Origin of the sequence: Thermus sp. LT1-2-5 (assembly GCF_040363165.1) — a bacterium.
Lineage (GTDB): Bacteria > Deinococcota > Deinococci > Deinococcales > Thermaceae > Thermus.
In genome coordinates, this window is the sequence record NZ_BSRG01000002.1 from 113,790 (window position 1) to 137,970 (window position 24,181).

The 24,181-nt window shown below is 66.5% G+C and carries 25 protein-coding genes and 1 pseudogene; 12 read left to right on the forward strand and 14 right to left on the reverse strand.

The genetic code is table 11. The features are described 5' to 3' along the window. Nucleotides 1-2: 2 nt before the first annotated feature. Both ABXG85_RS02560 and ABXG85_RS02565 read right to left on the reverse strand, forming a co-directional pair. On the reverse strand, nt 3-638 hold the full coding sequence (locus ABXG85_RS02560) for a YggS family pyridoxal phosphate-dependent enzyme (protein WP_353512174.1): 636 nt from the start codon (nt 636-638) through the stop codon (nt 3-5). Next, on the reverse strand, nt 639-1,466 hold the full coding sequence (locus tag ABXG85_RS02565; protein WP_353512175.1) for a purine-nucleoside phosphorylase: 828 nt from the start codon (nt 1,464-1,466) through the stop codon (nt 639-641). A gap of 45 nt (nt 1,467-1,511) precedes the next feature. On the opposite strand from ABXG85_RS02565, the gene ABXG85_RS02570 reads away from it, so the two are divergent. After that, entirely contained in the window at nt 1,512-3,974 is a 2,463-nt protein-coding gene (locus ABXG85_RS02570) for a BamA/OMP85 family outer membrane protein (RefSeq protein ID WP_353512176.1), read from the forward strand. Between the two features lie 25 nt (nt 3,975-3,999). Beyond that, nucleotides 4,000-4,308 carry a DUF503 domain-containing protein gene (locus ABXG85_RS02575; RefSeq protein ID WP_353512177.1) on the forward strand — a complete coding sequence of 103 codons (309 nt, stop codon included), beginning with the start codon at nt 4,000-4,002 and terminating at the stop codon, nt 4,306-4,308. On the opposite strand, the gene ABXG85_RS02580 is transcribed toward ABXG85_RS02575, so the two are convergent. Next, complete coding sequence (locus ABXG85_RS02580) at nt 4,305-5,495, reverse strand: thiolase family protein (RefSeq protein ID WP_353512178.1); 1,191 nt, start codon at nt 5,493-5,495, stop codon at nt 4,305-4,307. The genes ABXG85_RS02575 and ABXG85_RS02580 overlap by 4 nt on opposite strands. A 43-nt stretch (nt 5,496-5,538) precedes the next feature. Between ABXG85_RS02580 and ABXG85_RS02585 the strand changes: the two genes are divergently transcribed. The 7 genes and pseudogenes from ABXG85_RS02585 (at nt 5,539) to ABXG85_RS02615 (ending at nt 10,232) form a co-directional block, all read left to right on the forward strand. After that, nucleotides 5,539-6,021: a GspH/FimT family protein gene (locus ABXG85_RS02585; protein ID WP_353512179.1), complete on the forward strand. Its 483-nt coding sequence runs from the start codon at nt 5,539-5,541 to the stop codon at nt 6,019-6,021. Then, nucleotides 6,018-6,491, forward strand: a complete 474-nt coding sequence (locus ABXG85_RS02590) for a type IV pilus modification PilV family protein (RefSeq protein ID WP_353512180.1) — start codon at nt 6,018-6,020, stop codon at nt 6,489-6,491. The genes ABXG85_RS02585 and ABXG85_RS02590 overlap by 4 nt, the downstream gene beginning before the upstream one ends. Further along, nucleotides 6,488-7,195 (forward strand): prepilin-type N-terminal cleavage/methylation domain-containing protein, encoded by a 708-nt coding sequence (locus ABXG85_RS02595; protein ID WP_353512181.1) that lies wholly within the window; start codon nt 6,488-6,490, stop codon nt 7,193-7,195. Before ABXG85_RS02590 ends, ABXG85_RS02595 begins: the two co-directional genes overlap by 4 nt. 2 nt (nt 7,196-7,197) lie before the next feature. Beyond that, the gene (locus tag ABXG85_RS02600) at nt 7,198-8,613 is read left to right on the forward strand and encodes a hypothetical protein (RefSeq protein ID WP_353512182.1); all 1,416 of its coding nucleotides are present in this window, start codon (nt 7,198-7,200) and stop codon (nt 8,611-8,613) included. 221 nt (nt 8,614-8,834) lie between these two features. Next, a pseudogene (locus tag ABXG85_RS02605) lies at nt 8,835-8,946 on the forward strand (prepilin-type N-terminal cleavage/methylation domain-containing protein); the annotation flags it as partial. A gap of 741 nt (nt 8,947-9,687) precedes the next feature. Next, nucleotides 9,688-9,888 carry a DUF2281 domain-containing protein gene (locus ABXG85_RS02610; protein WP_353512183.1) on the forward strand — a complete coding sequence of 67 codons (201 nt, stop codon included), beginning with the start codon at nt 9,688-9,690 and terminating at the stop codon, nt 9,886-9,888. Further along, nucleotides 9,885-10,232: a type II toxin-antitoxin system PemK/MazF family toxin gene (locus ABXG85_RS02615; protein WP_353512184.1), complete on the forward strand. Its 348-nt coding sequence runs from the start codon at nt 9,885-9,887 to the stop codon at nt 10,230-10,232. The genes ABXG85_RS02610 and ABXG85_RS02615 overlap by 4 nt, the downstream gene beginning before the upstream one ends. Before the next feature lie 193 nt (nt 10,233-10,425). Here the strand turns inward: ABXG85_RS02615 and ABXG85_RS02620 are convergent, their stop codons facing one another. Further along, a complete protein-coding gene (locus ABXG85_RS02620) occupies nt 10,426-10,908 on the reverse strand; it encodes a YbjN domain-containing protein (RefSeq protein WP_353512185.1) in 483 nt (160 codons plus the stop codon). Between the two features lies 1 nt (nt 10,909). Then, entirely contained in the window at nt 10,910-12,022 is a 1,113-nt protein-coding gene (locus ABXG85_RS02625) for an NAD(P)/FAD-dependent oxidoreductase (RefSeq protein ID WP_353512186.1), read from the reverse strand. Between the two features lie 60 nt (nt 12,023-12,082). Here ABXG85_RS02625 and icd point away from each other — a divergent pair, with 60 nt between their 5' ends. Next, the gene (gene icd / locus ABXG85_RS02630; protein ID WP_353512187.1) at nt 12,083-13,360 is read left to right on the forward strand and encodes an NADP-dependent isocitrate dehydrogenase; all 1,278 of its coding nucleotides are present in this window, start codon (nt 12,083-12,085) and stop codon (nt 13,358-13,360) included. Here the strand turns inward: icd and ABXG85_RS02635 are convergent, their stop codons facing one another. From ABXG85_RS02635 to coaE, 5 genes are all read right to left on the reverse strand, one after another. Then, a complete protein-coding gene (locus ABXG85_RS02635; protein WP_353512188.1) occupies nt 13,361-15,157 on the reverse strand; it encodes an RNB domain-containing ribonuclease in 1,797 nt (598 codons plus the stop codon). Between the two features lie 185 nt (nt 15,158-15,342). Further along, the gene (locus ABXG85_RS02640; RefSeq protein ID WP_353512189.1) at nt 15,343-15,876 is read right to left on the reverse strand and encodes a glycerol-3-phosphate acyltransferase; all 534 of its coding nucleotides are present in this window, start codon (nt 15,874-15,876) and stop codon (nt 15,343-15,345) included. Further along, nucleotides 15,876-16,280, reverse strand: a complete 405-nt coding sequence (locus ABXG85_RS02645; protein ID WP_353512190.1) for a SufE family protein — start codon at nt 16,278-16,280, stop codon at nt 15,876-15,878. The genes ABXG85_RS02640 and ABXG85_RS02645 overlap by 1 nt, the downstream gene beginning before the upstream one ends. Before the next feature lie 9 nt (nt 16,281-16,289). Beyond that, nucleotides 16,290-16,982 (reverse strand): SDR family oxidoreductase, encoded by a 693-nt coding sequence (locus ABXG85_RS02650; protein ID WP_353512191.1) that lies wholly within the window; start codon nt 16,980-16,982, stop codon nt 16,290-16,292. 4 nt (nt 16,983-16,986) lie between these two features. Further along, nucleotides 16,987-17,592 (reverse strand): dephospho-CoA kinase, encoded by a 606-nt coding sequence (gene coaE, locus ABXG85_RS02655; protein WP_353512192.1) that lies wholly within the window; start codon nt 17,590-17,592, stop codon nt 16,987-16,989. Here coaE and ABXG85_RS02660 point away from each other — a divergent pair. Next, complete coding sequence (locus tag ABXG85_RS02660; protein ID WP_353512193.1) at nt 17,572-18,861, forward strand: HD domain-containing protein; 1,290 nt, start codon at nt 17,572-17,574, stop codon at nt 18,859-18,861. The two genes, coaE and ABXG85_RS02660, sit on opposite strands and share 21 nt — an antisense overlap. Then, nucleotides 18,845-19,960: an AmmeMemoRadiSam system protein B gene (amrB, locus tag ABXG85_RS02665; protein ID WP_353512194.1), complete on the forward strand. Its 1,116-nt coding sequence runs from the start codon at nt 18,845-18,847 to the stop codon at nt 19,958-19,960. Before ABXG85_RS02660 ends, amrB begins: the two co-directional genes overlap by 17 nt. Here amrB and rnr read toward each other — a convergent pair. Genes rnr through ABXG85_RS02685 form a run of 4 tightly spaced genes read right to left on the reverse strand, consistent with a single transcriptional unit; the run spans nt 19,957 to nt 24,115 of the window. Beyond that, the gene (gene rnr / locus ABXG85_RS02670) at nt 19,957-22,203 is read right to left on the reverse strand and encodes a ribonuclease R (protein ID WP_353512195.1); all 2,247 of its coding nucleotides are present in this window, start codon (nt 22,201-22,203) and stop codon (nt 19,957-19,959) included. The genes amrB and rnr overlap by 4 nt on opposite strands. Nucleotide 22,204: 1 nt before the next feature. After that, the gene (locus ABXG85_RS02675) at nt 22,205-23,449 is read right to left on the reverse strand and encodes an aspartate aminotransferase family protein (RefSeq protein ID WP_353512196.1); all 1,245 of its coding nucleotides are present in this window, start codon (nt 23,447-23,449) and stop codon (nt 22,205-22,207) included. Nucleotides 23,450-23,453: 4 nt separating this feature from the next. Further along, the gene (locus ABXG85_RS02680; protein ID WP_353512197.1) at nt 23,454-23,852 is read right to left on the reverse strand and encodes an acyl-CoA thioesterase; all 399 of its coding nucleotides are present in this window, start codon (nt 23,850-23,852) and stop codon (nt 23,454-23,456) included. Further along, a complete protein-coding gene (locus ABXG85_RS02685) occupies nt 23,831-24,115 on the reverse strand; it encodes a ribosome-binding factor A (protein ID WP_353512198.1) in 285 nt (94 codons plus the stop codon). The genes ABXG85_RS02680 and ABXG85_RS02685 overlap by 22 nt, the downstream gene beginning before the upstream one ends. Nucleotides 24,116-24,181 lie beyond the last annotated feature (66 nt).

Genomic DNA, 24,181 nt, shown 5'->3' on the forward strand with positions numbered 1-24,181 from the left:
CCCTAGTCTACAAAAAGGGCCCGCCCGATCCGCACCAACGTGGCCCCCTCCTCCACCGCAAAGACGTAATCGTCGGACATGCCCATGGAGCGCTCGGGGAGGCCGTAGCGGTCGGCGAGCTCCGAAAGCCTCTTGAAGATGGGGCGCACCACCCCTTCAGGGCCCACGGGGGGCACGGTCATGAAGCCCAGGACCTCGAGGTGGGGCATCTCCCGCACCCGGGCGAGGAGTTCGGGAAGCTCCTCCTCCAAGACCCCGTGCTTCTGGGGCTCCCGCCCCAGGTTCACCTCCACCAGCACCCGAAGCCGCTTTCCCGCCTTGGCCCCCACCCCTTCCAAGGCCTCGGCCAGGCGCAGGGAGTCCAGGGAGTGGATGAGGGCGAAGCGGGGGGCGAACTTGGCCTTGTTGCGCTGCAGGTGGCCCACCAGGTGCCACTCCGCCCTGAGGGCCTCCATCTTCTTCAAGGCCTCCTGCACCCGGCTTTCCCCCAAGGGGAAGGCCCCGTAGCGGAGGACCTTCTCCCGGATCTCCTCCGGGGTGCGCCCCTTGGTCACCGCCACCAACCGCACCTCCTCCGGCCTCCGCCCGGAACGCTGGCAGGCGGCGGCGATGCGCTCCAGGACCTCGGGAAGCCCCATCTAAAGCGCCGCCAAAATGCCGCGCACAAAGCGGCGGAAAATGGGCCCCGTCTCCGCCGCCACCCTTAAGACCTCCTCCTCCGTGGCGTGGTGCTCCCGCTCGGGCACCGCCATGTCCGTGATGGTGGAAAGGCCCAAGACCCTGGCCCCCAGGTGCCTAAGGGCGATCACCTCGGGCACCGTGGACATGCCGATGGCATCGGCCCCAAGCTCCCGGAGCATCCTAAGCTCGGCCCGGCTGGCGAAGCTCGGCCCCATGAACCAGGCGTAGACCCCCTCAAAGAGGTGGAGGTCCTGCTGCCGGGCCACCCCGCGGGCCAGGGCGAGGAGCTCCGGATCGTAGGCCTCGAACATCACGGGGAAGCGGGGGCCCAGGCGCTCGTCATTGGGGCCCCGCAAGGGGTTGGCCCCGGCGAAGTTGATGTAGTCCAGGTGGAGCATGATGCCCCCAGCGCGGAAGCGGGGGTTTAACCCCCCGGCGGCGGAGGTGAGGATAAAGGTCTTGGCCCCGAGGAAGTAGCCCACCCGCACGGGGAAGACCACCTCGCTGGCGCTATACCCCTCGTAGTAGTGGACCCGGCCCTGGTAGACGAGGACCTTTTTGCCCTCGAGGTACCCCAGCACGAGCCGCCCGGCGTGCCCCGGGGCGGTGGAAAGGGGGAAGTGGGGGATCTCCCGGTAGGGGATCTCTGCCACCTTCTCCACCTCCTCCGCCAAAGGCCCAAGCCCCGAGCCCAACACCACCCCCACCTCGGGAACGAAGTCCGTCTTGGACTGGATGTAGCGTACCGCCTCTTGGATCTCCTCGTAGACGCCCATCCCCGCCATTTTACTCTCACCGCCCCTTCACCGCCTTCCGGTATGCTCTTCGCCATGAAGCGGCTTTTCCCCCTGGTCTTCCTCGGCCTCCTGGCCCTGGCCGCCCCCCTCAAGGACGTGGTGGTGGAGGGAGGCGACCCCGTGCTCCAGGCCCTAGCCCGGGCCGCCTTGCCCTTCGGTGTGGGGGACGAACCGGGGAACCTGGAGGAGGCCCAAAAGGCCATCCTGGCCACGGGCTACTTCCAAAAGGTGGAGTTGCGCCTGGAAGGGGACGTGCTGAAGGTCCTCCTCACCCCCTACCCCCCCATCCAAGAGGTCAAGGTGGAGGGAAAAGCCTTCCCCCAGGAAAGCCTCCTCCGCTTCCTGGAGCAAAACTTCGCCATCGGCAAGGAGGCCACCTACAACCCCTTAAGGGCCCAGGAGGCGGCCAAGGCCCTGGCGGAGGCCTATCGGCAAAACGGCTTCCCCTTCACCCCTAAGGTCTCGGTGGAAACCAAGGAACAGGGGGGCGGCATCCTCCTCACCTTCCGCGTGGAGGAAAGCCCCGAGGTGAAGGGGGTGCGCCTGGAAGGGGTTTCCCTCCTCCCCCAAGAGACGTTGGCCAAGCTTTTGGACCCCCTCAAGGGTCCCTTCGACTTCGCCAAGTACCAGGAGGCCCTAAGGGGCATCGCCCAGCGCTACGAGGGGGCGGGCTACCGCTATAGCGGCCCCGACCCAGAGGCAAGCCGCTTGGAAGACGGGGTCCTCACCGTGCGGGTGCGGGAGCTCAAGGTGGTGCGGGTGGAGGGGGAGGGTCTAGACCTCACCGACTTCCCCCTGAAACCCGGGGACTACCTGAACTATAACGCCCTTCTGGAAGGGGTCCAGGCCCTTTCCAAGAAGCTTTCCCGGGTGGTGAACTTCACCCTGGTGCCGGAAGGGGAGGGCGTGGTGGTGCAGCTCGCCCTAGGCCCCGAGGGCGGGGTGATAGAGAAGGTGGAGCTCAAAGGGAACACCGCCTTCCCCACGGAAACCCTCCTCGCCCTCCTCCGCCTCAAGCCGGGGGAGGTCTACACCCCCGCCTTAGCCCAGGAGGACGCCCGGCGCCTCGCCAGCTTCTACCAGGAAAAGGGCTACGAGGTGGCGGACGTCCGCTACCGCTTCCAGGGGGGAACCTTTGAGCTCGAGGTCCTGGAGCTAAAGATCGGGGGCTACCGCCTGGAGTGGCAGGGGGACCACCGCACCCAGGAGGAGGTGATCCTTAGGGAGCTTCCTGAACCGGGAAGCCTCTTCTCTGTACAAGCCTTGCGCCAGGCGATGAGCCGCCTCATGGCCACGGGGCTTCTGGCCGAGCCCCCCGGGGTGCGCCTTATGCCCGGGGAAAAGGAAGACGAGGTCATCGTAGCCTTCTCCCTAAAGGAGGCCCGCACAGGACTCTTTCAACCCGCCATCGGCTGGAGTTCCTTAGAGGGGTGGTCGGGAAGCTTGACCTTCAAAGAAATCAACTTGTTTGGGCTCGGCCATCAAGCTTCGGCAGACCTGGCTTGGGTCCAAAACGACGCACGGGACAACCTTTCCTTTTCCCTGGGGTACACTATTCCCTGGCTTTACCTGGACTGGGGCGACCTTAAAGAGGTACGCACTTCCCTCTCCCTTAGCGCCTACTCTGTCCCTATAGGAAACAATATCCTCTACGACGGGACCGTAGACACGGGCTGGCAATACACGGAGAGGAGAACCGGTTTTGGCTTAAGCCTCTCCCGCCCCCTATCCAAGGAGCTACTCAACTTACGGATCTCAATGGGTCTATCCGCCCAAAGGCTGCGGTACGGCTTGGAAATCTACGATGGCAAGGCCCCTTGCAACCCCTCCGCTGGCCCCTCGGACCCCAACTACTGCGACGGTACCGGGTACAAGGACGTAAACCTCGCACAAAGCCTCTTACCCACCCCTGCCTGGAACCTCCGCCTGGACACCGGCCTTGCCTACATCCAGGTGGACAATCCTCGCTTCCGCACCCAAGGGTACGAGCTAAGCCTATCCTCTGGTATCGGCGTGTCTTTCCCGGACACCGGGGGCCGACAGGCCTACGTCCCCCTGGTAGGGACGGGTAAAACCTATATCCCCCTTACCGAGGACCGGCGTCACGCCCTGGCCTTCCGCCTTTCCGCTGGAACCCTCCTAGGCGCTCCTCCTAAAAGCGAGCGCTTCTACCTTTCTGGAAGCGGCGGCGAAGCCTTCCTGCTCCGTGGCTACGACGAGCGTAAGTATAGCGGCCTCTCCTTCGTCACAGGTTCGGTGGAATACCGCTACGATTTCAACCTCTCTCCCCAAGGAGGTACCAACCTTTACGGCATCGTCTTCGCCGATGGCGGCTTCACTGACAACACCCAAGGCCTGAAGTGGGGCGGGGGCATAGGGCTTCAGCTGGATTTGGACGTCTTCGGCGTCCTCCTCCCCTCCTTGCGGCTGGACTACGCCTTCAGCCCGGAAAAGCCCACGGGCATCCTGCACTTCCGCATCGGGCCCATGTTCTAATCCTGGCATACTGGTCCTGACGCTCATGAAGGCCTACCTGGGTCTTTATACCGCCAGGCTAGAAACCCCAGCCCGGAGCCTAAAGGAGAAGCGGGCCCTCATCAAACCGGCCCTGGAGCGGCTTAAGGCCCGCTTCCCCGTTTCCGCCGCCAGGCTCTACGGCCTGGACGCCTGGGGGTACGAGGTGGTGGGGTTTAGCCTCCTGGGCAACGACCCCGCCTGGGTGGAACAGACCCTGCGGGAGGCGGCCCGCTTCCTAGCGCAAAACGGCGCCTTCCGGGTGGCCCTGGAGGAGTTCCGCCTCGAGGCCTTCGACCTGGAAGGCCTCCTCTAGACGAGCTCCAAGGCGAAGGCCACCGACCCCCCAGTGCCGTGGCAGATGGCGGCGAGGCCCCTCGCCTCCCCCTTCACCCTCAGGGCGTTCAGGAGGGTGACCAGGATCCTGGCCCCGCTCGCCCCAATGGGGTGGCCCAAGGCCACCGCCCCCCCGAGGACGTTGAGCCGCTCGTAGGGCACCTTCAGAAGGCGGCTAAAGAGGACGTTGTTCAGGGCGAAGGCTTCGTTGTTCTCGAAGAGGCCGAAGTCCTCCACCCGCATCCCCAGGCGGTCCAGAAGCCTTCTGGCCGCGGGGATGGGGGCCTCGGGAAAGCGCCAGGGCTCCCCCGCCGCCCACGCCCCACCCAAGACCTTGGCCAAGGGCTTAAGGCCGTGAGCCTTCACCGCCTCCTCCGAGGCGAGGAGGAGGGCCGCCGCCCCGTCAGAGATCTGGCTGCTGTTGCCGGCGGTGAGGACCCCGTCCTTGCGGAAGGCAGGCTTTAGCGCCGCCAAGGACTCCAGGGTGGTTTCGGGCCGGATGCCCTCGTCCTGGTCCACCACCACCGTCCCCTTCTTCCCCAGAACCTCAATGGGCGCGATCTCAAAGGCGAAAAGGCCCTTCTCCGTGGCCTCGGCGGCCCGCCTGTGGGAGAGGTAGGCAGCCTCGTCTATCTCTGCCCGGCTCACCCCGTAATCCTGGGCTAGCCTTTCCGCCTGCTCCCCCATGGCTTCCCCGGTGAAGGGGTCGGATAGCCCGTCCCGGAGGAGGATGTCTTGGAGGCTCTCCGGCGCGCCCAGGAGGAACTTGTACCCCCACCGTGCCCGGTGGGAGAGGTAGAACCCCGCCTGGCTCATGGACTCCATCCCCCCCGCCAGGACCAAATGGGCCTCCCCCGTGCGCAGGAACTGGAAGGCGTTTAGGGTCGCCATCATCCCCGAGGCGCAGACCATGTCCACCTGGTAGCCGTCCACCTCCTTGGGGATGCCCGCCTTGAGGGCGGCCTGCCTCGGCAGGAGTTGCCCGTGCCCCGCCCGGAGCACGTTGCCGAAAACGTAAAGGTCCAGCTCCTTCCCCTCCACCCCAGCCCGCTCCAAGGCCGCCTTCATGGCGTGGGCCCCGAGCTCCACCGGGCTTAGGTCCTTGAGCGCCCCCCCGAACTTGCCGATGGGGGTACGGGCGGCGGAAACGATAAAGACCTCTCCCATAAGGGCCATCATACCAGGCCATTTATGGTAGAATTTCAGAAGAGTGCGCCGTAGCGGCTTCACCTTCCTGGAAACCCTAGCAGCCCTAGCCCTCCTGGGCCTTATAGGAGCTATTTTCAGCCTAGAAGGAAGGGCCTGGTTTCTAGCCCAAAAGGAACGGGCAGCCCTGGCAGAGCTCCAAGCCTTCCTGCAAAGAGCCCGCACGGAGGCCGTGACCCGCGGGGCCATGGTGGCGGTGGTACAGGAGGCGGGAGAGCTTACCGCCTGCCTGGACAGAAATGGGGATGGCCGCTGCGCCAACGAACCCGTCCTCACCCGCTATCGCCCCGAGGTCCACAGCGCCTCTGTGGAGCTCGTAAGCGGCTTCCAACCAGGGCTACGCTACAACGCCCTGGGCCGCCCCTACACGGGGGCTCGACTCGTTCTCCGTCTCGGGGAAAGGAGGACTACCCTGTGCCTCACCTTAGGCGGACGGATCCGGGTAGTTTCCGGAACACGTTGTTACCCTTCCAGCGAAGAAGGATGATTTGGCCGAAGCATGAAACCCTTAAAGGTCAGGTAGCGGAGTCCAGCCGTTTCACGGTTGAAGGCCTTAGGCACTCAGCTAGGGGTGCCCCTAAAGGGTTCACCCTCCTCGAGGCCCTCCTGGCCTTAAGCATTTTGGGAATTGTCCTCCTGGCCTACATCGGTCTTCAGGCAACGAGCCTCAAGGCGCTCCAGGGGGGACAGGCTACCCAGGCCTTGGCCCGGGAGGCGGAAAATTTCCTGGTTTACCTGCGGGCCAACCCCACCGCCATCCCCGGGCGTTGCCGGGAGGACATCCCCTTGGGTCCCGCCCGGGCCGCCTGCACCTTCGTCCCCTGCCGGGCGGAGGCGGACGGGTCCCTCGCCTGCGCGGGGGTGAACCCCAAGGAAGCTCAAGCCTTCCAGATCCTCCTGGAGGTCCCTAGGGAAAGGCCCCGCCTACGGCTGGAAACGGTGGTGTACCAGCCATGAGGCAAGGTGGCCTCACCCTTCTGGAACTCCTCCTGAGCCTGGCGATTCTAGGCCTCCTCCTGGGGGCGGTGCTGGCCTTTACCCAGTCCACCGCTCGCCTGGAGCGCCACGGGCGGGCCCTGGCCCAGCTGAACGGGGAGCTTTCCCTCACCGCCTTGGTCCTTTCCCGGGAAGCCTCCCTGGCCGGCTACCGCTTGGGAGAGGGCACCGCTTTGGAGCTAAGCCCCGGCGTGGAAGGAGACCGCCTCATCCTCCGCTTCTTCTGCGATACGGGCATGGAACTCTACTGCTCCCGCACCAACATGAACGGGGTGCGCACCGTGGGCTACCGCCTAAGCCAAGGCACCCTCTACTGGGGCGCCTGCCGAGGTAGCTGCGAGCCCAGCCTCGTCCACCCGGTTATGGACGAGGTAGAGGTTTTCCGGGTCGCCTACCGAACAGACGCCTGGCAACGGGGAAGCCTCTCCGTAGAACAAACCCCGCAAGGGGCTAGTCCCAAGGTGGCCATGCTCGCCCTTTACCTCCTCGCCCGCTCCCCCATCCGCACCAAGGCCTCCCCCTTCACCCCGGGGAGCACCGTGGACTGGGGACAAACCCCAGACCTAGATCGGGAACTTCTCCTCCGGGACCACACCCCACCCCCGGACGGCCACCCCCGAGCCGAGCGCCTGGTGGTGGTACACACCCCCAACCTCTGGAGGTGAGGATGCGGAAAGGTATAGCCCTCATTAGCGTGCTCCTCGCCATGGTGGTGATCCTCCTCCTCTCCCTGGCCCTGAGCTTTTGGGCCCAGACCAACCTGGCCACGGGGCGCAACCTGGCCGGCCAGGCGGCAGCGAGGCAGCGGGCCGAAGCGGGAATCGACCACGCCCTGGCCTACCTCACCCTGGCCCGCCCCCAAGAAGCCCTCACCCTTCAAGGCCCGGGCTACACTGCTATCCTCACCCCCCAGGGGGGAGGCCTTTACCGAGTGGAAAGCAGGGGCACGGCTGGGTTAGCCCACCACGTAGCGGCGGCGTTGGTAGCGGTGGAGACCCAGCCCGCCCAGCGCACCGACCCCCTTTTCAGCCAGGGCTGGATCAGCGGCGGACGCATGGCCATCAATGGCGGGGTGAAGCTTAGGGGGACCCGGCTCCACGCGGACAAGGGTTACACAAACCTCACGGGGCAGATCCAGGTCTGCGACGCGGTCGGGAACAACTGCCGGGACCTAGATCAAGCCTCCCCCCCACCCGTCACCGGGGGGGAAGGGGTAGCGGACACCCAGTGCAACGCCTCCGGAGCCAACCGAAGCGTCTGCCAAGAGGGCGCACCCAGGTACCGCGCCTGCCCCGTGCACCAAACCCCTTCCAAGCCTGAGGTCACCTGCGCCGACTTACTCACGGGCGCCACGGTGCGTTGGGACCAGGCCCACCACATCTGGACACCTGACGTAGACGCCCTAAGCAGGGCTACCCTGGGGGTGAGGGCCTCGAGTCCCTACACCGACGCCGTGGGCGAGGGAAGGTGCCACGTGAGCCTCACTTCCTTGGAAGCGAAAGACCCGGACATCAAGACGCTCCAGGCCCTCTCGGGCAAGGAGCTTAGGATCTGCGTACAGGGCAACGCGACCCTCCCCAGCAACCTCTCCTTAAGCCGCGCCACCTTCTATGTGGGCGGGACTTTTCAGGTAAGAAGCGCCCAACTGGAAGAGGTTCAGGTAGCCGCAGCAGGGGGAATCAACTTGGGAGACGTGATGGCCAGGGACAGCAAGTTCTTTACCGCAGGTCCCATCGCCCTCAACCCGAACGCTACCTTTTGGGGAGACAGCACCCTGGCAAGCCGCCAAAGCCTCACCTTTCAGGGCAAAGCAGAGCTTCTCAACGAGCGCGCCCTGGCCATCATCAGCGAGCGGGACATCACCTTTAACGGCCTCGCCGAAATCCACGCTTTCCTGTGGGCGGGAGGTCACATCCTCTTCAACGGGACCGGAGGCCTCCTCGGCGGCGCGGTAAGCCTAGGGGATGTCATCCAAAGCGGCGGAGGGGAGTTCTACATTCAGCGCTCCCAGGCGCAGAATAGCGACTTGCCTCGAGAAGCGCCTAAATCCTTGTTTAGGCCGAGGGTCCTCTACCGCCGCTAGCCCCTTTCACACCCTCGAGCCGCCCTAAGGGCGTCCCCCAAAAGGGGGGGTTGACAAGGAAGAAGACCCCGCCGAAAATGGGGGCCGAAAGGAGGTGAGAGAAGGGTTAGCCGTAAGGGAAAAGGGTTAGAAGGCACGCAGGTTGAAAGGGCTTTTCGGCAACAGGCACTCATGGCCGCGCGATACATAAAGGCGCGGAAACCTTGAAGGAGAAGTGAAGTATGCGGAACGCAAAAGGCTTCACCCTGATTGAGCTCCTGATCGTCATCGCTATCATCGCTATCTTGGCGGCGGTGCTGATCCCGAACATCCTTAATGCACGTACTCGGGCTTTACAGGCGGCTGCACAATCCTACGCACGCGATGTCCTGACCGCCCTTGAAAGCGTTCAGTCCACCTATACTAACGTAGACTGGCAGAGGAGCGCTCTTGCAGGCGATCTCACGATCGTTAAAAACGGGCAGGTCGAAACCGCTGTTGGAGGGTGGAAGGATGCCAACGGCAATCCTATCAACGACTTGACAGTGGACTTCACGGGCTTCCTCAAAGCCCCATCCAATGGGATTGATACAGTCATTGTGGGTGCTGGAGGCAAAGATACTGAAGACGAGATACGAATTTGCGTAGCCCAGAAAGTGCCTGGTGGCAAGTACAACTACTTCTCGCTTTACCCCAACACAAACCGCTTCGCCTCTAAGCTCAACCAAGAGGCCGTACCCACCAGCTCTGGAAACTGCCCGTAACACAAACATACGGCATTACGCTTCCCAGCCCTCTGCGCACTGCGCAGAGGGCTAATTTTTTGTTTCCCATTAGTTAGCCACCCACTTTTGGACTTTAGGCCTCCCATGTCCGGAGACCCCCGTGCTACCCTAAAGGCAATGACCACGGAGGAGCGGCTCTACAAGCTGGAGGGCATCGTGGAGGGGGTTATGGCCACCCTCCCCGACCGGGTGTCCTCCCTGAAGGCCGAGGTCAACACCGCCCTCAACCGCCTTATGCTCTACTTCACCGCCCTGGCCGCCGCCCTCGCCCTCCTCACCCTGCTAGCCCTAGGGGTAAACTGGAGGAGCCATGGCGGTGAAGGAAGAGGTTTTGCTCTTGCTGGAAAGGATGCCCGAGGCGCTCCAGAAAGAGGTGGTGGACTTCGCCCGCTTCCTCCTAGAGAAAAAGCTTGGGGAAGAACGCTCGTGGGAAACCCTTAGCCTCATCCAGGCGGTAAGGGACCTGCCGGAGGAAGACTACACCGAGGCCGACCTTAAGGAGCGCTGGTGAGCCCCGGAGCCCTCGCCCTGCTCCGCTTCCCCCACACCGACCTTTCCCTCGGCAAACCCAGGCCCGTCCTGCTCCTTACCCCTACCCCTGGCCCTTACCCCGATTGGCTGGTGGCCATGGTGTCCAGCCAACTGGACCAGGCGGTCCCCGGGCTGGACGAAACCCTCCTAGAAACCGACCCAGACTTCCCAGAAACCGGCCTGAAGCGGGCCAGCGTGGTGCGCCTAAGCCGGCTGGCCGTGGTGGACAAGAGCCTGCTATTGGGCAAGCTGGGCGCCATAAGCCCCGAGCGCCTTCGCCGCATCCAGGCGCGGCTGTGCCAATGGATCTCCGGCCTCCCCTGACATCCTACCCGCGCTACCCTAAAGGCAATGACCACGGAGGAGCGGCTCTACAAGCTGGAGGGGATCTTGGAAAGGGTCATGGCCACCCTCCCCGACCGGGTAGGCCGAGGTCAACACCGCCCTCAACCGCCTCATGCTCTACTTCACCGCCCTGGCCGCCGCCCTCGCCCTCCTCATCCTCCTCCGCTAGCCCTCAGGGGCTAAAGCCGATGTGGTCCATGAAGTCGGGGAGGATCTCCTCGGCGAAGAGGCGCAGGAAGGCGATAACGGCGCCCAGGCTCACCCCGCCCGTGAGGTCCAGGTCCGACTCCACCCACACGTCCCCCTCCTCGTTCAGGTAGGCGCGGCTAAAGCGGTGCTCCCGGTTCCAGGCGTTCACGAGGTCCAGGGAAGGGGCCTCATCTAAGGAAAAACCTGCGCTTAGGCTAAGGACCCCGCACCGCTCTTCTTGGCAAAAGTCTAGATAAAGCCAGACCTTCTCGAGCCCCGCCATCTCCAGGCGGTACTCCCCTTGGCCCCGGCGCTCGTAGGGAATGTCCGCCTCCTTCAGCACCGCTTCCAGTTCCCTCTCCGTGAGGCCCTGCACCACCCCCTGGCCCAAGGCCAGGCCCAACGCCACCAACGCCCAAGCCCATATGCGCACGGCAAACCCCTTTCCGCCTTTAGGCCCCTTCATCCTACACGATGCCCCTCTCCCGCAGAAAGCGGCCCTCCCGGAAGCGCTGGGGGCGGAAAGGCCCTATGTCCAGGGTCCTCGCCTCCCCGTGGACCACCGCCTCGGCCATAAGCCGGCCCACCATGGCCGCCTGCTGCACCCCGTGGCCGGAGAACCCCGCCGCCACCAGAAGCCCCTCCTCCGCATAGCCCAAGAGGGGGTTAGCGTCGGTGGTCATCTCGTAGTAGCCGAACCAGCTGGCCTTGCGGTCCAGGGCGAGGCCCTCCAGGAAGGGAAAGCGGGCAAGGCCCGCCTCCAGGGTGGACCCCAGCCAGGCCCAGTCCACCCCCTCCCGGAAGCCTGGGGGCTCATCAGGGTTGGAGCGGCCCAAAAGGAGCCTTTCCCCCTCGGGGCGGAAGTAAAAACCGCTGGCGAGGTCGATGGTGAGGGGGTAGGTGGGGGCATACCCCAAGGGCGCGGTGGCGTACACCATGCGCCGCACGGGGTAGACGGGAAGGTCCAGGCCTAGCCGCCTCCCCACCTCCCCCGTCCAGGCCCCGGTGCAAAGGAGGAGGTAGGGGGCCTGGTACCGCCCCTTGGGGGTTTCCACCCGCCACACCCCCCCTTCCCGCCAGGCGAAAAGGAGGGCCTCCCCATAGCGCACCTCCGCCCCAAGCCGCCGGGCCTCCCGGAGGTAGAAGGCCGTGGCCCCATAGGGGTCGATGACCCCGTCCAGGGGGCCATAGGTGGCGAAGGAGAGGCCCTCTTCCCGGAAGGGCACGAGCGCCTTCGCCTCCTCGAGGGCCAACCGCCGCACGGGCACGCCAAGGGCCTCCTGGGTCCTTAGCGCCTCCTCCTGGGCCTCCTTCAGGGCCTCCGGCACCAGGAAGAGATAGCCGATGGGGCGGTAGCGGGCCTCCGCCATCTCCCGATACTCCAGGATGGAATGGTAGGAGAGGAGGACGTTTAGGGGCTCGGAAAACTGCACCCTCACCCCGCCCGCGCTCCTTCCCGTGGAGCCCTGGGCGAAGGTGGTCTCCTTCTCCAGGACCAAGACCTTAAGCCCCGCCTGCGCCAGCCTGTAGGCGCAGGCCGCCCCCACAATCCCCGCCCCCACCACCACGGCCTCGGGCATAGGAAGAGTCTAGGACACTTTTCCCCCTGGCTAGGGGTATGCTAGGGCCCGGAGGGCAGTATGGCCTACAAGCACATAAGGATCCCGGAAGACGGCGAGCGGATCACCATCCAAAACGGCACCCTGCAGGTGCCGGACCGGCCCATCATCGGCTTCATCGAAGGGGACGGCACCGGGCCCGACATCTGGAGAGCGGCCAAGCCCGTCCTAGACGCCGCTGTAGAAAAGGCCTACGGGGGCAAGCGCAAAATCGCTTGGGCCGAGATCTACGCCGGGGAGAAGGCCAACCAGGTGTACGGCGAGCCCATCTGGCTTCCCGAGGAAACCCTGGAGTTCATCCGGGAGTACCTGGTGGCCATCAAGGGCCCCCTGACCACCCCGGTGGGGGGCGGGATCCGCTCCATCAACGTGGCCCTGCGGCAGGAGCTGGACCTTTACGCCTGCGTGCGCCCCGTGCGCTGGTTCCAAGGCGTACCGAGCCCGGTGAAGCACCCGGAGCTCGTGAACATGGTCATCTTCCGGGAGAACACCGAGGACATCTACGCCGGGATTGAGTGGCCGGCGGGGAGCGAGGAGGTGAAGAAGGTCCTGGACTTCCTCAAGCGGGAGTTCCCCAAGGCCTACGCCAAAATCCGCTTCCCGGAAACCTCGGGCATCGGCCTCAAGCCCGTGTCCAAGGAGGGGACGGAGCGCCTGGTGGCGGCGGCCATCGACTACGCCATCAAGGAGGACCTGCCCAGCGTCACCCTGGTGCACAAGGGCAACATCATGAAGTTCACCGAGGGGGCCTTCCGGGAGTGGGGCTACGCCCTGGCCCGGGAGCGGTACGGGGCGGTGCCCCTGGAGGGCGGCCCGTGGCACGTGCTGAAAAACCCCAAGACGGGCCGGGACATCGTCATCAAGGACATGATCGCCGACAACTTCCTGCAGCAGATCCTCCTGAGGCCCGACGAGTACTCGGTGATCGCCACCCTCAACCTCAACGGGGACTACATCTCCGACGCCTTGGCGGCCCAGGTGGGGGGCATCGGCATCGCCCCTGGGGCCAATATCAACTACCAGACGGGCCACGCCGTCTTCGAGGCCACCCACGGCACCGCCCCCAAGTACGCCGGCCAGGACAAGGTGAACCCCTCTAGCGTCATCCTCTCGGGGGAGATGATGCTCCGCTACCTGGGCTGGAACGAGGCGGCGGACCTGATCCTCGCCGCCATGGAGCGCACCATCGCCAAGGGGCTCGTGACCTACGATTTCCACCGCCTCCTGGTGGCGGAGGGCAAGCCCGCCACCCTGCTCAAGACCAGCGAGTTCGGCCGGGCCCTGATCGAGCACATGTAGCTAGACCAGGGTAAACCGGGCCTCCAAACCCGCCAGGTCCGCCTCCAGGAAGCGGAGGCGGACCTCGGCGTTAAGGGGAAGGGGCTTGGGCAGGGCCACCTGGGCGGAAAGGCCCAGCTCGGGCAGGAGGAAAACCCCCTGCCCACCCCGCCTCTCCACCAAGACCCCCACCCCTTCGTAGCCCGCCTCCTGGAGGTACAGGAGGGTCCAGTGGAGCTTGCTCTTGCGCTCCGCCTCCCGCACGGCGTCCGCCACCGCCTCCGCCGCCCCCACCCGCTCCAGAAGCTCCGCTTGGGAAAGGGGCTTTTCCCCTTTGAGCCAGGCCCTGAGCTGCTGGTGGGCCACCAGGTCCAGGTAGCGCCTTAGAGGGCTCGTCACCTGGGCGTAGAGGGGAAGGCCTAAGCCCTTGTGGGGGGCGGGCACCGCCTTAAGTTGGGCCCGCTTCAGGGCCTTTCGCTGCTCCCACATGGCGGCAAGCCCCTCCCCCTCCACCCTGCGGCTTGGGGCCTCTTGGGTGGCGTAGGGGAAGGGAAGGCCCTCCCGGAAGGCCAGGTGGGCGGCGGCGTAGCCGGCGAGGAGCATGGCCTCCCGCACCCAGATACGGCTCCCGTAGGGGGGGAGGGGAAGGATCTGGACCCTATCCCCTTCCACCCGCACCTTCACCTCGGGGAGGGAAATCTCCAAGGCCCCTTGGGCCAGGCGCCGTCGGCGGAAGGCCTCCGCCACCTCCCGCAAGGGGGCAAGCTCCGGGCGCCCCATGGCCTCGGCGTAGGTGAGCCGCTCCACCCGCACCCAGCTGGGGAAAATGCGCTCCTCCAAGAGCTCCCCCTCTTCCGAAACCCAAAGGGCAAAGGTAAGGGCCGGGGAAACCGGCTGTAGCCCAAGCCCCAAAAGGGCCGTGGCCTCTGGAGGAAGCATGGGCACGGTGCCCTCGGGAAGGTAAAGGTTCGCCCCCCGGCGCAGGGCCTCCTGGTCCAAGGGGCTTCCCGGGGCCACCAGGGCGGCCACGTCCGCCACGTGGACCAGGAGGCGGAAGCCTCCCTCCACCCGCTCGGCGTAAAGGGCGTCGTCGGGGTCCTGGCTCCCCTCGTCGTCGATGGCGTAGGCGGGCAGGTGGGTGAGGTCCTCCCGCTTTTCCTCCGGCAAGGGGGGAAGGGGAAGGCGAGGGGCCTCCAAGGGGAGGCCAAGGCGCCTGGGGTGGGGGTTTTCCCGCCGCCAAAGGCCAAGCCGCAGGAGGAGGCCGTGGGCCGCCTCGGGGGTTTCGGCCAGGCCCAAGGCCCTCAGCACCGGGCTCTCCCGCTGCTCGCCCCAGGCCACCGCCTCCACCCCGGCGAGGAGGGGGCGGTCCTCCGGGGCGGGGCTTCCCGCCTTAATCCGGGCGATGCCCTCCTGGAAGGCCCTTTCCCGCGCCTCTTTCTCCCGTTTGGCCGCAAGCCACTGGGCGAGCTCCTCCGCGGTGCGGGCCCTAACCCTTTCCCCTTCCAGCACGAAGCGCTCCCCCTTTTGCGCCAGGAGGTAGGCCCCGTAGGCCGCCTCCGGGGTGTAGGCCCCGTAGACCAGCTCGGCGAGCTCCTTCAGGCTCACCGCCTCTCCCTGAAGAAGCTCCCAGGCCGCCTCCTCTTCCCCTTCCGGCACCTCCAAGACCAGGCTCGCAGGGCCTGGGTGGAGGAGGAGAACGTCCTTGGGGCGCACCTTGAGCTTTTCCCCTGTGCCCAGGGTGAGCTCTAAGCGGTCCCCCTTTTCCTCGGCCAAAGCGGGCTTGCCTTTGTAGATAACGAGGGCTGGTCTAAGCACCATCGCAGGTCTCCTACCGGGAAAACCGAAGGCTAGCTATCCCGTAGCGGCCCATGGGCATTCCCGCTACCTCCGGAAGCGGGAATGCCTAGCTGGACCGCGGGCCCCTTTTTCCCACTGCCTCCCCGAACCCGCCCTACCGGAAACGGGGTGGGCGGGTTCGTGGGAGAAAGCCACACCCCCCTAGACTATACCTTCGGTTCCGAGTAAGCCTCATCTCCGAGATGACGCAGGACCACAGGAAGGCTCACTCCCACGCCGAAAAGAAGGTGTTCTGGGGTTTTCCCCAACCAAGCGGCCAAGAGGGGCACAGCCAGCGCCGTGGCCAGCAAGGCAGGACGGGGCTTGCGACTTAGGAAGGTAAGGAGGGCGAAGAGAAAAAAGGCTCCCAAAAGAAGCCTAGGATCCACAGCGAAAAGGACCCCCAACCCGGGCGCCAGGGCCTTGCCCCCGCGGAGGAAAAGCCACGGGGAAAAGGCGTGTCCCCACACCGCCCCCACGCCCCCCCAAAGCCCCCCCAAAGGGCTCCCCGCAATCGCCTCGCCAAGGGCCACGGCAAGGGCTCCCTTGAAGAGGTCTAGGAAGAGGGCCATGAGGCCTGGGACAGAGCCTAAAGTCCCGTAGGCGTCCAAGGACCTAAAGGCTCGGCCCCGGAGGGCCCCGAACCAGTAGACCGTTGGAAGCCCGCCCAGGACGTACCCTGCGAGAAAAGCCCAAAGCATCAAAGCGCCCGGCGCACCTGCTCCTGCAGGCGCAAAAGCGCCGCCTCTAAGCCCCGAAGCCTTAGGGGGGTGAGGATCTCCTCCAGTCCCGCCCCCCGGTAGAAGGAGGGGGGCACGGCGAGGACGGCCTCGGGGGGTTCGCCCTCGAGGCCCTCTTTGAGGATCCCGGCGAAGGCCTTCACCGTGGGGGCCTCGTCGGGGACCATGAAGTGGAGGCGCACCCTCCCCTCCTCCACCTCCGCCCTGAGGAAAAAGGGGGTCTGGCACTCGTGCACCCGCTCCAGCTCCACCCCTTGAGGGGGCGGGGGAACCTTCTTGGCGTAGTCCAAGAGGACCTCGGTCTTCAGCTCCTTGGGCAGGGAGCGGATGAGGTCCAACACCGCTTGCAGCTTGGGAGGCACCATGCCCTAAGCCTACCCTCCCTTGGCGGGGGGCTGGGTGGGCCTAAGCTCTATCTCGCTCACCAGGGCCCTTTCCGGCATCTCCAGGGCGAAGAGGATGGCCTTGGCCACGTCCTCGGGGGCGAGCTTCCAAGCCGCCCCCGGGGTGTTCCCGGCGAAACCCGTGTCCACCGAGCCCGGCAGGACGTTCACCACCCGCACCCCCTCTTCCCTCAGTTCCAGCATGGCCGCCCCCATGAGGCCGAGAAGGCCAAACTTGCTGGCGTTGTAGGCCCCTCCCCCCTTGAAGGGGTTCTTCCCCGCCAGGCTCCCCACGTTCACCACCACGCCCCCCGCCCGCCGGAGGGCGGGAAGGGCGGCCTTGAGCCCTAGGAAGGGCCCCACCAGGTTCACCTCCAAGACCTCGCGGAACTCCCCCTCGGAAAGCTCAGCAAGGGGCTTCATAATGCCGATGCCGGCGTTGTTCACCAGGGCATAGACCCCGCCAAAGGCCTCCTCCAAGAGGGCCACCGCCCGCTCCCAGTCCGCAAGCCGCCGCACGTCGCCCGGAAGGGGCAAGGCCCCTTCCCCAAGCTCCTGGGCCAGGGCCAAAAGCCTCGCTTCGTCCCGGGCGAAAAGCCCCACCCGATAGCCCTTGGCGTGGAGGAGGCGGGCCGTGGCCTCGCCGATGCCCCGGCTCGCCCCCGAGATGAGCGCCACCCGCATGGCCCTACCTTACCCCAAAGCGCGCCCGGATGTCGGCGAGCACTTCCCTTAGGGCCTCCTCCAGGTCCTGTAGGCTTCCCGCATTCTCCACCACCCAGGTGGCCCGCTTGCGCTTTTCCGCCTCGGGTAGTTGCGCCCGTTCCCGGGCCAAGACCTCCTCGGGGCTGAGCCCCGAACGGGCCACCACCCGCCTGAGGCGCACCTCCCAAGGAGCCGCCACCAGGAGGGTGCCGTCTAGGCGCGCCTCCCAGCCCTTCTCAAAGAGAAGGGGGATCTCCAGGAAGACCAAGGGGGCCTCGAGGCGGGCCAGCTCGGCCTCCAGGAGGCGGCGGATCTCAGGGTGGAGGAGGTCCTCCAGGGCCCTTAGCTTTTCCGGGTCGCCGAAGACGAGCCGCCCCAGGGCCCTCCGGTCCAGATCCTCCCCCCGGAACGCCTCGGGGAAAAGCCGCTTAAGTTCCTCCTTTTTGGCCTCCCGCGCCCTCTCCGCCAAAAGGTCCAGGTCCAAGACGGGGTAGCCCCACGCCCGCAGGAGGCGGGCCACGGTGCTCTTGCCGCTGCCGATGTTCCCGGTGATGCCGATAATGATGGGGTGCTTCGCCTGGTGCGCCATGTGGACTTCCCCTTTTATACCCCCAAGGGGGCCTTCCCCGTGGGGGGGGCGGTGCGGGACCTCCTCTTGGGCCTAAGGCCCAAGGACCTGGACTTCGCCGCCCCCGACCCCCAAAAAGCGGCGGAGGCGGCCAAAGAGCGCCTTGGGGGAAGCCTCTTCGCCTTGGACCCCCAAAGGGGCCACTACCGCCTGGTGGCGGGGGAGCTCACCCTGGACTTCACCCCCCTGGAGGGGAGCCCGGAAGAGGACCTCAGGCGGCGGGACTTCCGCCTCAACGCCCTCTTGTGGAAGGAGGGCAGGGTCTTCGGGCTCCCTGGGGTGGAGGAGGACCTCAGGAAGCGGCTTTTGGTCCCGGTGCGGGAGGAAAACCTCTACCAGGACCCTCTGCGGAGCCTAAGGGGCGTGCGCCTGGCGGCAAGCCTGGGCCTCGGCCTACCCCCAGCCACCCGGGAGGCCCTCCGCCGCCACGCCCAACACCTCCAGGCCCACCCCGAGGCCCTCCCGGCGCAGGAGCGGGTGCGGGAGGAGCTGGAAAGGCTCCTCCTTTCCTCCCGGGCCGCCTTTGGCCTCGAGCTCCTGGCCCGGCTCGGCCTCCTTCCCGTCTACCTCCCCGAGCTCGCCTTCCTGCAGGGGCTGTTCCAGGGGGGCGTGCACCACCTGGACGCCTGGCGGCACACCCTCTCCGTGCTCTTCCACCTCCTTTGGCTCTGGCCCGAGGCCCCCCTGGAGGCCCGCCTCGCCGCCCTTTACCACGACGTGGGGAAGTCCTTCACCCGCCGCTTCGACCCCGAGGTGGGGCGGTACCGTTTCCTGGGCCATGCGGAGGTGGGGGCGGAGGTGGCCAAGGCGGCCCTCGCCTGGCTCCGCTTCCCCAAGGCCACGGGGGAGAAGGTAAGCGCCCTGGTGCGCCGCCACATGGACCGCCCCCCCGAGGAGAGGGGCGCTTTACGCCGCTTCCTCCTCAAGCGCCAAGACCTCCTCCCCCACCTCCTCTACCTCATGGCGGCGGACCGCCTAGGGGCCAAGGGGCTGGAGGAAGAGGCCTGGGAACTCCTGAGGCGCTTCCAAGAGGCCCTGGCGGAGCCCTTGCCGCAAAGGCCCCTCCTCTCCGGGGAGGAGGTCATGGCCCTGCTGGGCCTGGAGCCGGGGCCCGAGGTGGGGCAGGCCCTTCAGGCCCTCCTCCTGGCCCAGGCGGAGGGGAGGGTGGCTAGCCGGGAGGAGGCGGAGGCCTTTCTCCTATATTGGAAGGAGCATGGAAGGCCGGCTTAGGCTGCGCACCCCCGAGATCATCCCCGTGGAAGGAGGCTTTCTCCTCCGCGACCCCTACGGGGTCTACGAGAAGCCCTTGGCCCTCACGGAAGGGGGGCTGTTCCTCCTCTCCCTCATGGAGGGGAGGACCCTGGAGGAGGTGCGGGAGGAGGCGTTCAAGGCCCACGGGGTCCTGGTGCCCCTGAAGGAGCTGGAGGAGCTGGCCCAGGCCCTGGAGGAGGCGGGCCTCCTCCTCACGCCCAAGGTGGAGGCGCGGCTCAAGGAGGAGGAGGAACGGCTCAAGCGGGAAAGGCCCATGCGCCTCGCCGGGCTTTCCTACCCGGAAGGCGAAAGGGAAGCCCGGGCCTTCCTGAACGCCTTCCGGGCAAGCTTTCCCGGGGAAGCCCCTCCCGCCCGGGTGCTCCTCCTTCCCCACCTGGAGCCAAGCCGGGTGCCCGAGGTCTACGGGGCCGCCCTGGCCGCCCTGGAGAAGACCCCGCCCCCGGAAAGGGTCTACGTGGTGGGGGTGGCCCACCGGCCCCTTAGGGAAGGGGCCGCCGCCCTCCCCGTGCCCTTCCACACCCCCTTTGGCCCGGCGGAGCCGGACCTGGCCGCGCTTCAGGCCCTGGACGCCCTCCTCCCCTTTGAGCTCTTCAACACCCCCCTGGCCTTCCGCGAGGAGCACAGCCTGGAGCTTCCCCTCTTCTTCCTCAAGGGAACCTACCCAAGGGCCCGCTTCGTCCCCCTCCTGGTGGGGCGGAGGACGGCGGCCCTGGGGGAGGCGCTCCGGGTGGTCCTAGCGGAGCACCCGGGGCTTCTGGCCTTGGCGGTGGACCTCTCCCACGTGGGGCCCAGGTTCGGAGACCCCCCCCTCTCCCGTTCCCTGGCACAAGAGGCGAGGCGGAAGGACCTGGGCTTCCTGGAGCGCCTGGCCCAAGGAGAGCCCCAGGCCGCCTTGACCCACCTGGGGGCCAACCCCACCCGGGTGGACGCCACCGAGGTGGTGGCGAGCCTAAGCCCGCTCCTCCAGGAGAAAAAGGGCGAGGTCCTGGCCTACCGCCTGGACCTCGAGGCCCCCACCCTCAGCGCCGTGGGGGCGGGCACCTTGGCCTTCCCCTAGCGGCGGCGGCGCCGCCTTCTCGCCCGGGTGTCCACGGGGCGGGTTTCCCGCCCTCCCTTGGGCGCCCACTCCCCGAAGTACACCGTTTCCACCGTAGCCCGCTCGGGCCGCGTGTCCCGCGCTTTTTCCTTGGGTGGTCCTACCACTTTGCGCATGTCTACCTCCTTTCTTAAGGCCCCCTTGGGAGCCTTTGGGCGCTTTTCCCCCTCCTCCGCTTCCCGGTAGGGCACGAGGTCGATCTGCCTTAGCCTGGGGTTGGCGGCGGCGATCACCACCTCCATCTCGTCCCCCAGGCGGATGCGTTTCCCCTTGGGGCCCAACAGGGCTAGGGCCTCCTCGCTATAGGTGTAAGGGCCCAGGGCCTCGAGGCGCACCAGCCCTTCCACCCCGTTTTTCAGCATCACGAAGGCCCCGAAGTTCGCCACCCCCGTCACCTTGCCTAGGAAGCGCTCCCCCAGGTGGAGCTCCGCCCACTTGGCCATGTAGTACTTGGTGAGCTCCCTCTCCGCCGCCTCCGCCTTGCGCTCCATCTCCGAGGCGTGCTCGGCGATGGCGGGAAAGGTTTCCAACCAACGGGCCTTCTTGGCCGGGGTCAGGGTGCGGCGAAGGACCGCCTTCAACACCCGGTGGACCACCAGGTCGGGGTAGCGGCGGATGGGGCTTGTGAAGTGGAGGTAGTGCTCCATGGCCAGGCCGAAGTGGCCCAGGTTCTCCGCGGCGTAGCGGGCCAGGCGCAAGGAGCGCAGGACCAGGTTCGCCACCACCGGCTCCTCCGGGCGGCCCTTGGCCTGGAGCAAAACCCGTTGCAACGCCTGGGAGGACACCTCCTCGGGCAGGGTGTACCCGAGCCGGGCCAAGGCCAGGCGGAGCTTGCCGTAAGCCTCGTCCAAAGGCTCCTCGTGCACCCGGAAGAGGCCTGGAAGGCCCTTGTTCACCAGGTGCTCCGCCACCGCTTGGTTGGCGAGGAGCATGAGCTCTTCGATGAGGCTTCGCGCCCTGGGTTCTTCCTGGGGAATGAGGTGGAGCGTGCCCGCTTCCACCTCCACCTTCACCTCGGGGAAGCTAAAGTCCAGCGCCCCCAAGGCCAGGCGCTTTTCCCGTAGTCGCCCCGTGAGGTCTAGCAGGAGCGCCAGGTCCTCCGCCAAGAAGGCGTGCTCCTCGGGCAGGCCAAACCCCTCGGCGAAGGCCTCCACCTCGGTGTAGGTGAGGCGGGCCACGCTCCTTATCACCCCCTCGGCGAAGCGGACCCTTTTCACCCTCAGGTCCTCCGTAAGGTCAAAGAGGACGGAAAGGGTGAGGCGGTCCTCCTGAGGCTTCAGGGAACAGACCCCGTTGGAAAGCCTTTCGGGAAGCATGGGCAGGACCCGCCCCGGCAGGTAGACGCTCGTCCCCCGCAGGTAGGCTTCCTGGTCCAAGGCGCTCCCCTCCTTCACGTAGTGGGAAACGTCGGCGATGTGGACACCCACCCGGTAGCCCGAAGGAAGCCTTTCGATGTGGATGGCGTCGTCAAAGTCCTTGGCGTCCACCCCATCTATGGTGAAGACCCTTAGGGCGCGGAAGTCCTGCCGCCGCCTAAGCTCCGCCTCGGGGATGGCCAGGGGGATGGCCTCCGCCTCCCGCAGGACCTCCTCGGGGAACTCGGCCCTGAGGCCGTACTTGGCGATCACCGCCTCGGTTTCCGTTTCCGGGGCGTCCCCTTCCCCCAGGTATTCCAAGAACTTCCCGTAGGGGCGCTTGCCGTAATGGACCTCCACCACGATGCGGCTACCCCGCTTGAGGCCCAAAAGCCCCTCGGGGAGGAGCCTGAGCTCGGGCAGGCCCGGCTCGTCGGGAAGGAGGACGGCGTAGCCCCGCCGGAAGTCCAAGGTCCCCACCACCCGCTCCCGCGCCCGCTTCACCACCCGCTCCACCACGCCAAAGGGCCTCCCGTCCCGCCCGGGGGGCAGGATGCGGGCCTCCACCACGTCCTCGGGCCAGGCGTCCAGGGTGTACCCGGGGGGGATGAAGAGGTCCTTTTCCGGCAAGCGCACGAAGCCGTAGCCGTCCCGGTGAAGGCTAATGGGGCCCACCACCTTGGCGGGAAGGAAGTACTGGCTTCCCTTTTTCTCCAAAAGGCCTTCCCGCACCAAGGCCTTCAGGTAAGCCTTGGCCTCCCGTTTCTCCAAGCCAAAGCGCCGGAGGATCTCCTCCAAGCGGTGAGGCTTGCCCGTCTTTTTGAAAAACTCCAGTAGCGTTTCGCGCATTCTAACCTAGGAGGCCCTCTAAGGCCTTCTCCGTGGCCTCGAGGCTCTCGGATAGGGCAGCGAGGGCCTCGTCCACGTGCGCTTGGCCGATGATGAGGGGGGGTTCCAGGCGGACCACCTTGGGGTTGTTCAGGCCGAAGGCAGTGATGACGCCCCGCTCCGCCAGCTCCGCCACCACCAAGGCGCCGATATCGGCGTCGGTGAACTCTATCCCCAGCATGAGCCCCCGCCCCCGCACGTCCTCTATGAGGTGGGGGAACGCCCCTTGCAAGGCCTTAAGCCCCTCCATGAGGTACCCCCCCACCTCCAAGGCCCTTTGCGGCAGGTTCTCCTCCAGGGTGACCTCAATGGCCGCCAGGGCCGCCGCCGCCGCCAAGGGGTTGCCGCCGAAGGTGGAGGAGTGGTAGAGGGGGTTTTGCTTGAAGACCTCAAACACCTCCCGCCGGCCCACGCAGGCCCCGATGGGCATGACCCCACCCCCCAAGGCCTTGGCTAGGGTCATGAGGTCAGGGGCCACCCCCTCCCAGTCCACCCCGAAGAGCTTCCCGGTGCGGCCGAGACCGGTCTGCACCTCGTCGGCGATCATGAGGACGCCCCTTTTGCGGGTAATCTCCCGGACACCCCGCAGGTACCCCTCCGGGGGCACCCGGATTCCCCCTTCCCCCTGGATGGGCTCCACGATGACCGCGGCGGTGTCCCCGTCTATGGCCGACTCCAGGGCCTCGAGGTCCCCGTAGGGGACCACCTTGACCCCGGGCACGAGGGGCTTGGCCGGGTCCTGGTACTCGGGCTTGGGGGTGAGGGAAAGCGCCCCCAGGGTCTTCCCGTGGAAGCCCCCTTGGGTGGTGACGATCCCGGGCTTGCCCGTGTAGGCCCGGGCCAGCTTGATGGCCGCCTCCACCGCCTCGGCCCCGGAGTTGCCGAAGAAGACCATCTCCAAGCCTTCCGGGGTGATCTCGGCCAGCTTGGCGGCCAGGCGGGCGGTGGGCTCGGAAACGAGGACCCGCACGGACATGGGCATGCGCTTAAGTTGCGCCTCCACCGCCGCCACCACCTTGGGGTGGCGGTGGCCTAGGTTCAGGGTGCCGTACAGTCCCAAAAAGTCCAGGTAGCGCTTGCCCGTGGTGTCCCAGACGTAAGGGCCTTCGGCGTGGGACTCGATGCGGTCAAGGCCGGTAAAGCGGAGAAGCCCAGCGAGCCCAGGGTTGATGTGCCGTTCAAAGAGGGTGAAGGGGTCCATGCCCAAAATGCTACCCTAAGTGTAGCACACTCAAGGCTTGGTAGAGGTCTTCCGGAATCCGCGCCGCCTTCTCCCCCACCTGGCAGAGGTGCCGGGTGTAGCCTTCCGCCAACAGAAAGCCTTCCCGCTCCACCCGGTAGGCGAAGCGGAGGTCGCGCCGGCTTAGGCCCGCAAGCCGGGTCTTGACCTCCACCACCTGGCCGAAGCGGGCCGGGGCGCGGAAGGTAAGGCCGAGCTCCACCACGGGGAAATAGACCCCCCGGGCCTCCACCTCGTGGTAGGGAAGGCCTGCGGCCTCCAAGAACTCCACCCGCGCCGCCTCCAGGTAGACGGCGTACACGGCGTGGTGCACCACCCCCATCTGGTCGGTTTCGGCGTAGCGGACCTTTAGGCGGGTCGTGGTCTCCATGGCACGAACTCCAGCCGGGGCAGGCGGCGCAGGCGCACCCTTGCCGCCAAGGCGGCAAGGAGCCTGTTTTTGGCGTGCTCCAAGGCGGCCAAGGCCTTTTCCTCCTCGGCGAAGGCCTCCACGTAGACGGTGAGGACCCGCCCATCGGGGGAAAGCCGCACCGCCTCCACCGTGAGGAGGAAGAGCCTGGGGTCCTCGAGGCCCTGCACCGCTTCCGCCAGGGCCCGTTTCAGGCGCTCTTCCAGGTGGGCCTTGCCGTACATGCGCTTAGCTTACTCCTCCGGCGCTTACCCAAAGGGAAACTATCGCCCATAGAGAGGGCATCCGGA